Origin of the sequence: Pseudomonas sp. SWRI51 (genome assembly GCF_014268825.1) — a bacterium.
Classification (GTDB): domain Bacteria; phylum Pseudomonadota; class Gammaproteobacteria; order Pseudomonadales; family Pseudomonadaceae; genus Aquipseudomonas; species Aquipseudomonas farsensis.
Map to the genome: position 1 here is coordinate 1 of NZ_JABWRG010000010.1, position 12875 is coordinate 12875.

Genomic DNA, 12875 nt, shown 5'->3' on the forward strand with positions numbered 1-12875 from the left:
GGCTGCGCAGCAGCCCCTGGGGTTTTCAGGGCTGCTGCGCAGCCCAACGCGGGACAAGCCCGCTCGCCACGACTCTCTATCATTTCCCACAGGATTGGGTCCAACCAGCAATGTTGCGGTTGAGCACGGCCTGCGTGGGGGCTGGCGACAGCCTGCAATGAGGCTCGCCGCGCAAAAAAAAACCCAGACCGAAGTCTGGGTTTTTTTATTGCCGCGCCAGGATCAATCCTCGCGGTAGCGACGCAGCTTCAGCTGCTTGCCGGCTACGCGGGTGTCCTTGAGCTTGGTCAGCAGACGCTCGAGGCCATCTTCTGGCAGCTCGACCAGGCTGAAGCTGTCACGGACCTGGATCCGGCCGATAGCATCACGCGCCAGGCCACCTTCGTTGAGGATTGCACCCAACAGGTTCTTGGCAGCGATGCCATCACGGGCACCCAGGGCAGTACGGCAACGCACACGGCCTTCGGCCAGTGGCATTGGCGCGCGACGCTCACGGTCACCGCTACGCTCGGTACGCTCACCACGGTCGCTACGCTCGGTGCGCTCGCCAGTACGCTCACGCGGACCGGTGGTTGGCACCAGCGGCTGCTCACGCTCGACCGAAGCCAAGTCCAGAGCCTGGCCGTTGGTGGCCTTGCGCAGCAGGGCCGAAGCCAGGGCGCGGGCACTGCAGCCCAGGTCGGCGGTCAGACGGTCGAACAGCTCGCCGTGGCTGGCTTCGGACTCGGCAACCAGCGGTGCCAGGCTCTTGGTCAGCTTCTTGATGCGCGCGTCCAGCACGGCTTGTGGGCCAGGCAGGCGGGCTTCGGCAACTTTCTGGCCGGTAACACGCTCGATGACCTGCAGCATGCGGCGCTCACGCGGGGTAACCAGCAGCAGTGCGCGGCCTTCGCGACCGGCACGGCCGGTACGGCCGATACGGTGCACGTAGGACTCTGGGTCGTACGGCATGTCGACGTTGAACACGTGGGTGATACGCGGCACGTCCAGACCACGGGCAGCGACGTCGGTGGCGACGACGATGTCCAGGCGGCCATCCTTGAGCGATTCGATCACGCGCTCACGCTGGTTCTGGGCGATGTCACCGTTCAGCGCAGCCGCTTTGTAGCCCTTGGCTTCCAGCGCGGCGGCCAGGTCCAGGGTGGCTTGCTTGGTACGCACGAAGGCGATCAGCGCGTCGAACTCTTCGACTTCCAGCAGACGCAGCACAGCCGGGATCTTCTGGTCGGCGTGGACCATCAGGTGGGCCTGCTCGATCGCGGTAACGGTCTGGGTCTTGGTCTGGATCTTGACGTGCTTCGGTTCACGCAGGTGACGCTCGGCGATCGAACGGATCGACGACGGCAGGGTTGCGGAGAACAGCACGGTCTGACGGGTGGCCGGGATGGCGTCGAAGATGACTTCGAGGTCGTCCATGAAGCCGAGCTTGAGCATCTCGTCCGCTTCGTCCAGTACCAGGTACTGCACGGTAGACAGGACTTTTTCGTCGCGGCGCAGGTGGTCGCACAGGCGACCCGGAGTGGCCACGACGATTTGTGCGCCGTTACGAATGGCGCGCAGTTGTGGGCCCATCGGGGCACCACCGTAGACAGCCACCACGTTAACGCCCGGCATCTGCTTGGCGTAGGTTTCGAAAGCGGTAGCAACTTGCAGCGCCAACTCACGGGTTGGCGCAAGGATCAGGGCTTGCGGTTCGCGCTTGCTCACATCGATCTTGTTGAGGATCGGCAGGGCGAAGGCAGCGGTCTTGCCGGTGCCAGTCTGCGCCTGGCCGATCATGTCGTGACCGGCGAGGATGATCGGGATCGATTGATGCTGAATGGCCGAAGGTTCTTCGTAGCCTGTGGCCAGCACAGCAGCAACGATATTCGGATTAAGATCGAGAGCGGCGAATCCGCCGGTTTCCTGGGTCATGGGTCTGCCTCTAGAGTGCATCCGCAAAGACCCATGCTCCAAAACTGCACATGCCTTGAAAGACCAGAAGGTCACCCAGGCAGTTTTGGCGGCGGGGATTTGCGAAAACGATTGAAATAATGAACGTGTGAGAGGGTCCGCCTAGCGGACATGCAGCCGAAGCTGGATTCGGAGGATTTGCACCACCTGATTTGCGGCCCGCTAAAAGACCGGCGCGTACTATATACGAATTTGCTGATTACCGTGAGAAATATTTCAGCGAGAAGGGGCAGTATGTTGCCATCCGCCCACATAGGCTGAAACGTTTCCTTCAAAGGCCTCATCGCAGGCTATCGCCAGCTCCCACACGAATTGAGCCAGCCCCCACTATCGCAGCTGACGCAGCCCTTGCAGGAGCTGGCGATAGCCTGCGATGGGGCCAGAACAGGCTGCTCCCTCTGCGTCTCAACTGGCCGGCCTGACGTCCTTGATCAAATATTCCAGCGAATACCCCAGCCGCGAGGCAAGCGCCTCGGCCCGTGCCCGCAGCCCCTCAATGTCGAGGGGCTGATCCAGATCGGACGGCACCAGCAGGATCACGTTGCCCTCTTTGACCGGCAGTTCCCAGTAATGGCGATGGTACAACCCGCGCAACAGCGCGGCCCCCAGCGGCCGGCCATCATCGCCAGCCCACTGGTTGATCACCAGCCAGCCGCCGGGGTTGAGCTTCTTCTGGCAATCGCCGAGGAATGTCCAGGCCAGGTGCCCGACACCGGGGCCATGGTCGGTATAGAGGTCGACGAACACCAGGTCGGCCTGTTCGGCAGTGGGCAGCAACTCGAGGGCATCGCCAATGCGCACATACAAACGCGGGTCGTCATCCAGGCCCATGTACTGCATGGCCAGGCGCGGCACATCGGCACGCAGCTCGATGGCCTCGACGTCATCCAGCGGCAGGTACTTCAGGCACGCCTGGGTCAGGGTACCGGCTCCAAGGCCCAGAAACAGAGCGGTTTCCGGCGCAGAATGGCACAGCGCGCCGACCAGCATGGCACGGGTGTAGTCGTATTCGAGCCAGCTGGGGTCGGCAGTGAAGGTGCAGCTCTGCTCGATGGCATCGCCGAACTCGAGAAAGCGGTAGTCCTCGACCTCATACACGCTGATTACCCCGAATGCATCCTCGACCCGCGCCAGCAGCCGCTCGCCCCGCTCCGTTGCCATCTGCTCCACCCTGCGCAAAAACGCGCATTGTCCGCCAATGCCAGTGGTGCAACAAGCGCCCCGGCGGCTGTACCATGGCTGCACGCCTGAACGACAACCGATAATAGAGCCTGTGATGACCCGACCCTGGAGCCCTGATAGCTGGCGCGCGCTGCCCATCCAGCAGCAACCCGCCTACCCCGACGCCGCGCACCTGCTCAAAGTCGAGCAGACCCTGGCCAGCTACCCACCTCTGGTGTTCGCCGGCGAAGCCCGCGAGCTGCGCCGCCAGTTTGCCGAGGTCACCGAGGGCCGAGCATTTCTTTTGCAGGGCGGCGATTGCGCCGAAAGCTTTGCCGAGTTTTCCGCAGCGAAGATCCGCGACACCTTCAAGGTGCTGCTGCAGATGGCCATTGTCATGACCTTTGCTGCCGGCTGCCCGGTGGTCAAGGTGGGCCGCATGGCCGGCCAGTTCGCCAAGCCCCGCTCAGCCAACGACGAAACCATAGGCACCGTGACGCTGCCGGCCTACCGCGGCGACATCGTCAACGGCATCGGTTTCGATAGCGCCAGCCGCATCCCCGACCCCGAGCGCCTGCTGCAGGCTTACCATCAGTCAACTGCCAGCCTCAACCTGCTACGCGCCTTCGCCCAAGGCGGCTTCGCCGACCTGCATCAGGTGCACAAGTGGAACCTGGACTTCATCGCCAACTCAGCGCTGGCCGACAAGTACCACCAACTGGCCAACCGCATCGATGAAACCTTGGCATTCATGCGCGCCTGCGGCCTGGACAGCGCGCCGCAGCTACGCGAAACCAGTTTCTTCACCGCCCACGAGGCGCTGTTGCTCAACTATGAAGAAGCCTTTGTGCGCAGTGACAGCCTGACCGGCGACTACTACGACTGCTCGGCGCATATGTTGTGGATTGGCGACCGCACCCGCCAGCTCGACGGCGCTCACGTGGAGTTTTTACGTGGTGTGCACAACCCGATCGGGGTCAAGGTGGGGCCTAGCATGGACCCCGAGGAGCTGATCCGGCTGATCGATGTACTCAACCCGGCCAACGACCCAGGCAGGCTCAACCTGATCGTGCGCATGGGCGCCGGCAAGGTCGGCGACCATCTGCCGACGCTAATCCGCAGTGTCGAGCGCGAGGGGCGCAAGGTGCTGTGGAGTTCCGACCCGATGCATGGCAACACCATCAAGGCCAGCAGCGGCTACAAGACGCGGGATTTTGCGCAGATTCTCGATGAAGTGAAGCAGTTCTTCCAGGTGCACCAGGCCGAAGGCAGCCATGCGGGGGGCATTCACATCGAGATGACCGGGCAGAACGTGACCGAGTGCATTGGCGGGGCGCGGCCGATTACCGAGGACGCGTTGTCCGACCGCTACCACACGCACTGTGATCCGCGGATGAACGCTGACCAGTCGCTGGAGCTGGCGTTCATGATTGCCGAAACCCTCAAGCACGCTCGGGGTTAGCAGGCCTTGGCGGGCGAGGCAGCATGCAACATTGCAATGCGCACCTCTGTAGGCGCGGCCTTGTGCCGCGAAAGGGCTGCAAAGCAGCCCCACAGAGTCCACGCGCCATTGCATCTCGCCTACAGCTCGAACCCCAACATCACCGCGCACACCACCAGAAACACGCAGAACATGCCGCGCAGCACCTTTTCCGGCAGCGCATGGGCGAGCTTGACCCCCCAACTGATGCTGAGCAACCCGCCCACCGCCAGCGCAATGCCGATGGACCAGTCAACGCTGTGGTGCAAGCCATAGGTCAACAGCGTCACCGCAGTACTGGGCGCAGCCAGCGACAGTGACAAGCCCTGGGCAACCACCTGAGTGGTGCCGAACACGCTGGTCAGAATCGGCGTGGCCACCACCGCGCCACCCACCCCGAACAAACCGCCCATGGTGCCGGAGAACGACCCCAGCACCCCAAGCCAAGGCCACGAATAACGCAGCTCATTGCTCGGCGGCGCCAGGCGCATGAACATCCGCGCCACGTTCCAGACAGCCAGCGCCACCAGAAAACCGACGAACCCCAGGCGCATCGAATGGGCATCGATGCCCACCGCCCACATCGACCCCAGCCAGGCAAACAGCAGGCTGCACAGCGACAACGGCAGCGCATGACGCAACTCGATGCGGTTGCGCTGGTGATAGCGCCACAGCGCCAGCAGCACGTTCGGCACCACCATTACCAGGGCGGTGCCCTGCGCCATCTGCTGGTCAAGGCCAAACAGAATACCCAGCGCAGGGATGGCGATCAGCCCCCCACCAATGCCGAACAGCCCGCCCAGGGTGCCCAGCGCTGCGCCCAGCGCGATATACATCAACCACTCAATCATTACCGTCTCGTCTGCCAGTTCGAACAATGCGCCCATGCTACCCAGTCGTGGCTGGCGGGGAAACGCACAGCAGCGCACAATGGCTATGCGCATTACGCACAAGCAGAGCCCGAGCATGAGCCCCGACCTTCTTACCGAACAACTGAGCCTGTTTCTCGACGTGCTCGACACCGGCAGTTTTTCTGCCGCCGCACGCCGCCACCCGCTCACGCCCTCCGCAGTGGCCCGGCGCATCGACAGCCTGGAGGCCGCCGTGGGCAGCCGCCTGTTCTCGCGCAGTACCCACGCTGTCCGCGCCACCCCGGCGGGCTTCGCCTTCGCCGAACGCGCGCGGCGCATCATCGAAGAGCTGCGCCTGGCCCGCGCCGAGGCAGTGTCCTTGAGCAACGCGCCGGAGGGGCTGATCCGCATCGACGCCCCCGCCGCTTTCGGCCGCCGGCACCTGGCGCCGGCGATTGCCGACTTTCTTGTGGTATACCCCGGGCTCGACGTGCAACTGCGCCTGATCGACAGCTTTGTCGACATGCACGGCAGCCACCTGGGCGAAGTCGACCTGGTGCTGCGCGCAGGGCCGTTGGCCGACACCCGCCTGGTAGCCACCTCATTGGCCAACATGGTGCGCATCGCCTGCGCCAGCCCCACCTACCTTGCAGAGCACGGCATGCCAAGCTGCCCCAGCGAGCTGCCGGCACACGCCGGCCTCGACTGGGACGGCCTGGCCCCGCCCTTCGCCTGGCGCTTTGAAGTGCAAGGCCAGTCGCGCCTGTATCGCCCGGCGCGCATGCGCATGAGCGCCAACAACGCCGAAACCCTGCTATGCGGTGCGCTGGCGGGGCTTGGTATCGCCCACCTGCCGACCTGGCTGATCAGCGAGTACCTGCTGCGCGGCGAACTGGTGCCGCTTTTCTGCGATGCCGGACTGCCTGCGGCCGAGACCAGCGGCATCTATGCCCTGCGCCTTGAACATGAAACGAACTCTCGCAGCCGTTTGCTGCTCGAATTCCTCAAGAGCCGCTTTTGCCCGGTGCCGCCTTGGGACTTGGCGCTGCGCAGCGAGCTGCGCTGGCAATGAGCACACAATTAATTAGCGTGCTAGATTTCCCACTTGATCGAATTCAAGGACTTGCATGAACGCCGACACTAAAGCCCCCTGCGATGCACTGCTGCTGGATAACCAGGTCTGCTTTGCCCTGCACTCCACGTCACTGCTGATGACCAAGGTCTACAAGCCCCTGTTGCAAGCCTTGGGCCTGACCTACCCGCAGTACCTGGCCATGTTGGTGCTGTGGGAGCAGGACGGCCTGACCGTCGGCGAAATCAGCCAGCGGCTGCTGACCGACCCAGGTTCACTCACCCCGCTGCTCAAGCGCCTGGAGAGCGAGGGGCTATTAAGCCGCAGCCGCAGCCGCGAAGACGAGCGCGTGGTGCTGGTGCAACTGACCGACAAAGGCCGTGAACTGCAAGCACAGGCCCAGCGCGTACCGCCTTGCATCCTGCAAGCGAGCGGGCACAGCGCCGAGCAGTTGCGCAAACTGCAAGCAGACCTGCTGCAACTGCGCACACATCTGCAAGAAAGCCTCTGACGTCTATGCTGTGATGTGGCCGTTTCGACCAATGGTCAAACATTTATCTTGCGCGCTAAATAATTGCACGCTAAGTTAAGCCCGTACCCACCCAGCGCCCAGCGCGCTCAGCACAAACGCGAGGCATCAAGATGCAAAAGGTCACTCCGCTGTACATCGCAGAAGCCACCTCTACCGGCGGTCGCGACGGCAAGTCCCGCTCCAGTGACGGCAAGCTGGAAGTTAAGTTGAGCACCCCGAAAGAACTCGGCGGCGCAGGCGGTGAAGGCACCAACCCCGAGCAGATGTTCGCCGCCGGCTACTCGGCCTGCTTCATCGGCGCGCTGAAATTCGTTGCCGGCCAGGAGAAAAAAGCCCTACCCGCCGACGCCTCGATTACCGCCAAGGTAGGTATCGGCCAGATCCCCGGCGGCTTCGGCCTGGACATCGACCTGAACATCAACCTGCCAGGCCTGGCCCAGGCCGATGCTGAAGCATTGGTCGAAAAAGCCCACCTGGTCTGCCCTTACTCCAACGCCACCCGCGGCAACGTAGACGTGCGCCTGCACGTAACGGTCTAGGCTCTGCCTGAAGCCGGCGCAGTTGGCCCATAAACGAAAAAACCCGGCCTAGGCCGGGTTTTTGAGGTGCGTCAGAAGCAGAATTACTTCTTGGCGCGACCTTTGTACGAACCGCCGTCGCGGGTATCGATTTCGATCAGGTCGTCGATTTCGATGAAGTCAGCAACGCTCAGCTCGGTACCGTTGGCCAGCTTGGCAGGTTTCATGACCTTGCCCGAAGTGTCGCCACGTGCCGAACCTTCGGTGTAGGCAACTTTACGCACGATGGTGGTCGGCAGCTCTACCGACACCAGACGGTCTTCGAAGAACACGGCTTCGCAGATGTCTTCCATGCCTTCTTCGATGAACGGCAGAACGGCTTCGATATCCTCGGCGTTCAGCTCGTACATGGTGTAGTCGGTGGTGTCCATGAAGGTGTAGGTGTCACCGCTGATGAACGACAGGGTCGCTTCTTTGCGATCGAGGATCACGTCGTCCAGCTTGTCGTCCGCACCGTAGACGGTTTCGGTCTTGTAGCCGGTCAGCAGGTTCTTCAGCTTGGTCTTCATGATCGCGCTGTTACGGCCCGACTTGGTGAACTCAGCTTTCTGTACCAGCCACGGGTCGTTGTCGATACGCAGTACAGTACCGGGTTTCAGCTCTTTACCAGTTTTCATTACGAAGTATCCGAATCTGGATGGATTTATAAAAATCGAGGCCGCATATCATAGCGAATTTCGATAAAACTGTACCAGCTTCGTCGCAAGGTCCGGCTGAGCGGCCTGTGCCGCGCACCAGTGGCGGGCATGCGCGCTGATTTCTTGCCAGTGCGGTTGCAGGGCCTGCCAGGCCTCAGCCATCGGCCGGTCCATGTTCCACGCCCGCCACAGCCCAGTCAGTGCATGGCCGGCAGCTTCCGACAAACCCTGTCGATAAAGCGCCAGAAAAGCTTCCAGTTTTTCCCAGTGGGCGTTTTCTTCCTGGATATAGATATGCCACAGCAACGGCGCCCCTGCCCACTGGGCGCGCACGAATGAGTCTTCGCCGCGCACGGCGTTGAAATCGCAGCACCACAACAGGCGGTCGTAGTCATCCTGGCTGACGAAGGGCAGCACCTGCACCGTCAACGCGCCACGCCGGTGTACTGCCCCCACGGCAAGCTGCGCCTCACCCAGCCAGTGACCGAGGTCGCCAAGAATGCGCCCGTGCGGCACCAGCAGCTGCGTGGGGCACGGGTCTACCGCCAAGGCATCCAGCCAACTGCCCAACTGCGGGTTTTCGTAGGCGAACAGCGAGATCAGCCTGGCACCTGCCTCAACCTCAACGCCCAGTGCCAGCAGAAACCCGCTGCGTGCCTCGGCATCAAAGGCTTCACGGCGGGCCAGCAACGACGCTTCGCGCAACAGCCCGCCGGTGCGCTCGGTAAAGCCTGGAAAGAAGAACATCTTGCGCAGCCCGTTGGCTTGGGGCGATGGCAGGCCGTGGCAGCCTTCGACCCAAGGTTCAGCGCTGAGGTAGTCAAGGTTGAGCCACAGTGGCGGCGCGGGCTGCGCGGCCATGGCTTGCTCAAGCCCATGGGGCAACTGGCAGGCGAATGCACCGATTACTACCTGCCCCACCGCCTCGGCCGGCCATTGCGCAGGCCATTGGCGAACTTCGACGCCCTGCTGCCACTGCACGGGGGCCGCGGCTGCGGCGCTTGGGCACAAGCGTACGAAGGCCCCCAGATCATCCACCCACAGACGCACCGCGAGGTTGTGCTCGGCGGCCAACTGACGGGCCAGGCGCCAGGTCACGCCGATGTCGCCGTAGTTGTCGACGACCGTGCAGAAGATGTCCCAGGTGGCTTTCATCGGTGTACCTGCAAGCAAAGAGCGCGAATTCTGCGCACAAATGCTGCGCAAAAAAAGCACCCCACTGAAAAACCTTGCCACGCCATGCGACAATACCGCCATCCTACCGCCCTGCCAGGAGGCTGCCATGCCCCGCCGCCGCGAACTGAAAATTTCCCTCAAGCCTGTGCAACTGACCCTGTGCATCGCTTTGGGCCTATGGCTGGGTGCCGTAGCCATCGCCCTGAGCCTGTGGCTGGCCCTGCAATTATGGCCCGAACAGGTGCAACCACTGGCCCAGGCGGTCGCACCAGCCAGCGTGCAGCCAGCCCAGCCTGCGGCCCCCGCTGGGGACGCCCAGGCGCAGATGTTCGAACGCTACAAGGACATCCTGCACAAACAGGAGTTGAACCAGGCTGCCGACGCCGCCCAAGGCAGCCCGCGCAACCTGAACAACCCCAAGTGCCAGTTCTGGCTGCAGCAGAACCGCACCGCGCCGACCGACAAGAGCCAGGCCAACGTGCTGGAGTTCTGTTACTGATCATGGACAAAGCCACCCTGTTGCAACGCATCATCACCACCCTCGAACATGACGCCGAGGTGCTGCGCCGCGCCGCCCAGACTGCCTACGAAACCGCCACCGCCGAAGAAAACATCGCCGAGAACAAGTACGACACGCTGGGGCTGGAGGCATCCTACCTGGCGACCGGGCAAGCCCGACGCACGACGGAGATTCGCCAGGCGCTGCTGACCTATCAACAGCTCGCACTGCGCGATTACGACCCGGCGCGCGGGGTGCAGGTCGGCTGCCTGGTCAGGCTGGAAGATGAGGACGGGCAGCAGCGGCAGGTGTTTCTGGGGCCTGAGGGTGCGGGGCTGAAGATCGGTGATGACGATGACCGGGTCACCGTCATCACCCCGCGCGCGCCGCTGGGCCAGCAGTTGCTGGGCAAGCGGGTGGATGATGAGGTCAGCCTGGTGGTCAATGGGGTGGTGCAGGTGCAGTTCATCATTGCTGCGAGCTGAGACATAAACCACAAGCAACGCGGTCTCTTGTAGGAGCGGCCTTGTGTCGCGAAAGGGCTGCGTAGCGGCCCCAAGATCTACGCCTCATGCAACATCGCAGGGGCCGCTGCGCAGCCCTTTCGCGACACAAGGCCGCTCCTACAGGGACTGTGCACAGCCCGCCCGGACGGTGGGGCGATGGCCTTCACGCGCTCGCCAGCCATTGCTCCATCACCTCCAGAAACGCCCGCGCCGCAGGGGTTGGGCTGGGCGACCACACCGCATACAGGTGCCGCACCGGCGCATCGAGCAAGGGCACCCGGCTCACCCCGGTAAATTCGCGGGCAACCCGTTCGGGCACCAGGCCAACAGCCATGCCACGCTGGACGAATTTTTCCACCAGCCCGATATGCCCGATCTCAAACTGCACCTTGCGCGCAAACCCGGCAGCCTGAAAGGCCTCATCAGTCTGCCGCCGTGCGCCAGTTCCTTCAGGGAAGTCCACCAGCACCTCACCGGCAAGGTCCCCCAGCGCCAGTTGCGTACTGCCGGCCAGCGCATGGCTGGGTGGCAGCACCGCCACCAGCTCCTCACGGGCCAGCAGCCGATGCTGCACACCCTTTAGCACCTCGCCTTGCCACAGGCCGACAAAGCCCACATCCAAGCGCCGCTCGGTAACATCGGCCATCAACATTTCGCTTTTGGCAGTCAGCCAGCGCACATCCACATGCGGATAGCGGCTGTGGAACACTTGCAGCACATCGACCAGGTCCAGCGCGGTCAGCGAACTGATCTCGCCAATCGCCAAGCGCCCGCGCACCTGCCCGCAGGCTGCCGCCACATCATCGGCAATGCGCCGCGCCGCCTCCACCGCAGGCCGCGCGCTTAGCACGAAGGCCTCGCCGGCACTGGTCAGGCGCACGCGCCGCGACGTGCGCTCGAACAGGCTCACCCCCAACTGCGCTTCAAGCCTTGCCACCTGGTGGCTGAGGGCCGACTGCACCACATGGCAGCGCTCGGCGGCACGGGTAAAACTGCCGGTGTCCGCCACCGCCAGTGCGTACTCCAATTGTTTGAGATTCATCGATCTATCTGTTTTCAAGATGATTAGAGTGAAAACTATACATTGGCGTCATGCATGACACTTCCTGATACTTGTGGCCAGCCCCTTGCCTGCCACGAGATCTGCCATGAATTCCCCCACTCTCGGTCGCGCCCTGATCCTGCTGATGGCAACCGCCACCGGCCTGGCTGTGGCCAGCAACTATTACGCCCAGCCATTGCTGCACAGCATCGCCGAAAACTTCGGCCTGAGCACCACCGCTGCCGGCACCATCGTGATCGCCGCCCAACTGAGCTACGGTGCCGGCCTGCTGTTGCTGGCACCGCTCGGCGACCTGTTCGAGCAACGCCGACTGATCGTGACCATGGTGCTGATCGCCACCGCCGGGCTGGTCATCAGCGCCTGCGCGCCAAACCTGCCATGGCTGATTTTCGGCACGGCACTGACCGGCCTGTTTTCGGTGGTGGCGCAGATTCTGGTGCCGATGGCTGCGGCCCTCAGCGCGCCCGAGCAACGCGGCCGCGCGGTGGGTACGCTGATGAGTGGGCTGCTATTGGGCATTCTGCTGGCCCGCACCGCTGCGGGGCTGATGGCAGAGCTTGGCGGCTGGCGCAGCATCTATGTGCTGGCGGCAGTGCTGATGGCGATCACCGCGCTGGCGCTGTACCGCGCACTGCCCCAGCACCACAGCCATGCCGGGCTGAAATACCCGGCGCTGATCGGCTCGGTGTTCCGCCTGTTCGTCGAAGAACCGGTGCTGCGCCTGCGTTCGCTGCTGGGGCTGCTGTCGTTCAGCCTGTTCGCGCTGTTCTGGACCCCGCTGGCGTTTCTGCTCAGCAGCGAGCCTTACCACTATTCGGACGCGGTGATCGGCCTGTTCGGCCTGGCCGGTGCTGCCGGCGCACTGGCCGCCAACTGGGCCGGGCGCCTGGCCGACCGTGGCCGCGGCGCGTTGGGCACCACCGTGGGACTGGCGGCATTGATGCTGTCGTGGGTACCGCTGGCCTTTGCCCAGAGTTCGCTGGCCGCATTGCTGCTGGGCGTGCTGCTGCTCGACCTTGCCGTGCAACTGGTGCACGTGAGCAACCAGAACGCAGTCATCGTGCTCAGGCCCGAGGCGCGTACACGGCTCAACGCCGGCTACATCACCTGCTACTTCATTGGCGGCGCCTTGGGCTCGCTGCTGGGTACCCAATTGTTCGAGGGATATGGCTGGAACGGGATTGTGGTAGCCGGCCTTGCCATCGGCGCACTGGCCCTGCTGGTGTGGATGCTGGCCGAGCGCAAGCGGCTGAAGCTGCACAGCCAGCCTGCCTGAGCGCGCGACAACCCGCCACATGACCCTCCGTCGCACGGGCGTTGACTTGATAACGCCCGGAGCGCTCAGTAAGCGCTGATCGCATAGCCC

General features: G+C 63.4%; 13 protein-coding genes and 1 pseudogene. 8 read left to right on the top strand and 6 right to left on the bottom strand.

Going from position 1 to position 12875, the window contains the following annotated elements:
• Positions 1 to 238: hypothetical protein (locus tag HU720_RS24250; protein WP_238337644.1), on the top strand; the 238-nt coding region annotated here is incomplete at its 5' end.
• Here the strand turns inward: HU720_RS24250 and HU720_RS05705 are convergent.
• Together HU720_RS05705 and HU720_RS05710 are read right to left on the bottom strand one after the other, a co-directional pair.
• Positions 223 to 1949, bottom strand: a pseudogene (locus HU720_RS05705) (DEAD/DEAH box helicase). The gene HU720_RS24250 and the pseudogene HU720_RS05705 overlap by 16 nt on opposite strands.
• Positions 1950 to 2358: 409 nt before the next feature.
• Positions 2359 to 3114: a spermidine synthase gene (locus tag HU720_RS05710; RefSeq protein ID WP_186518018.1), complete on the bottom strand. Its 756-nt coding sequence runs from the start codon at positions 3112 to 3114 to the stop codon at positions 2359 to 2361.
• Positions 3115 to 3229: 115 nt separating this feature from the next.
• Between HU720_RS05710 and HU720_RS05715 the strand changes: the two genes are divergently transcribed.
• On the top strand, positions 3230 to 4576 hold the full coding sequence (locus tag HU720_RS05715; protein WP_186518020.1) for a 3-deoxy-7-phosphoheptulonate synthase class II: 1347 nt from the start codon (positions 3230 to 3232) through the stop codon (positions 4574 to 4576).
• Positions 4577 to 4695: 119 nt separating this feature from the next.
• On the opposite strand, the gene HU720_RS05720 is transcribed toward HU720_RS05715, so the two are convergent.
• Entirely contained in the window at positions 4696 to 5445 is a 750-nt protein-coding gene (locus HU720_RS05720) for a sulfite exporter TauE/SafE family protein (RefSeq protein ID WP_186518159.1), read from the bottom strand.
• A 115-nt stretch (positions 5446 to 5560) separates the two neighbouring features.
• Here HU720_RS05720 and HU720_RS05725 point away from each other — a divergent pair, with 115 nt between their 5' ends.
• The 3 genes from HU720_RS05725 (at position 5561) to HU720_RS05735 (ending at position 7588) form a co-directional block, all read left to right on the top strand.
• Positions 5561 to 6517 carry a LysR family transcriptional regulator gene (locus HU720_RS05725; protein ID WP_186518023.1) on the top strand — a complete coding sequence of 319 codons (957 nt, stop codon included), beginning with the start codon at positions 5561 to 5563 and terminating at the stop codon, positions 6515 to 6517.
• Positions 6518 to 6572: 55 nt separating this feature from the next.
• Positions 6573 to 7028, top strand: coding sequence for a MarR family transcriptional regulator (locus HU720_RS05730; protein ID WP_186518025.1), 456 nt, complete (start codon positions 6573 to 6575; stop codon positions 7026 to 7028).
• Between the two features lie 131 nt (positions 7029 to 7159).
• The gene (locus HU720_RS05735; protein ID WP_186518027.1) at positions 7160 to 7588 is read left to right on the top strand and encodes an organic hydroperoxide resistance protein; all 429 of its coding nucleotides are present in this window, start codon (positions 7160 to 7162) and stop codon (positions 7586 to 7588) included.
• Positions 7589 to 7671: 83 nt separating this feature from the next.
• Here HU720_RS05735 and HU720_RS05740 read toward each other — a convergent pair whose 3' ends face one another.
• Complete coding sequence (locus HU720_RS05740; protein WP_186518029.1) at positions 7672 to 8244, bottom strand: elongation factor P; 573 nt, start codon at positions 8242 to 8244, stop codon at positions 7672 to 7674.
• A 48-nt stretch (positions 8245 to 8292) separates the two neighbouring features.
• Entirely contained in the window at positions 8293 to 9420 is a 1128-nt protein-coding gene (gene earP / locus HU720_RS05745) for an elongation factor P maturation arginine rhamnosyltransferase EarP (protein WP_186518031.1), read from the bottom strand.
• A gap of 127 nt (positions 9421 to 9547) precedes the next feature.
• Here earP and HU720_RS05750 point away from each other — a divergent pair, with 127 nt between their 5' ends.
• Positions 9548 to 9940 (top strand): hypothetical protein, encoded by a 393-nt coding sequence (locus HU720_RS05750; RefSeq protein ID WP_186518033.1) that lies wholly within the window; start codon positions 9548 to 9550, stop codon positions 9938 to 9940.
• A gap of 2 nt (positions 9941 to 9942) precedes the next feature.
• Positions 9943 to 10425 (top strand): GreA/GreB family elongation factor, encoded by a 483-nt coding sequence (locus HU720_RS05755; protein ID WP_186518035.1) that lies wholly within the window; start codon positions 9943 to 9945, stop codon positions 10423 to 10425.
• A gap of 184 nt (positions 10426 to 10609) precedes the next feature.
• On the opposite strand, the gene HU720_RS05760 is transcribed toward HU720_RS05755, so the two are convergent.
• Positions 10610 to 11488, bottom strand: coding sequence for a LysR family transcriptional regulator (locus HU720_RS05760; RefSeq protein WP_186518036.1), 879 nt, complete (start codon positions 11486 to 11488; stop codon positions 10610 to 10612).
• A 106-nt stretch (positions 11489 to 11594) separates the two neighbouring features.
• Here HU720_RS05760 and HU720_RS05765 point away from each other — a divergent pair, with 106 nt between their 5' ends.
• Complete coding sequence (locus HU720_RS05765) at positions 11595 to 12785, top strand: MFS transporter (RefSeq protein WP_186518037.1); 1191 nt, start codon at positions 11595 to 11597, stop codon at positions 12783 to 12785.
• The last annotated feature ends 90 nt before the right edge of the window (positions 12786 to 12875 follow it).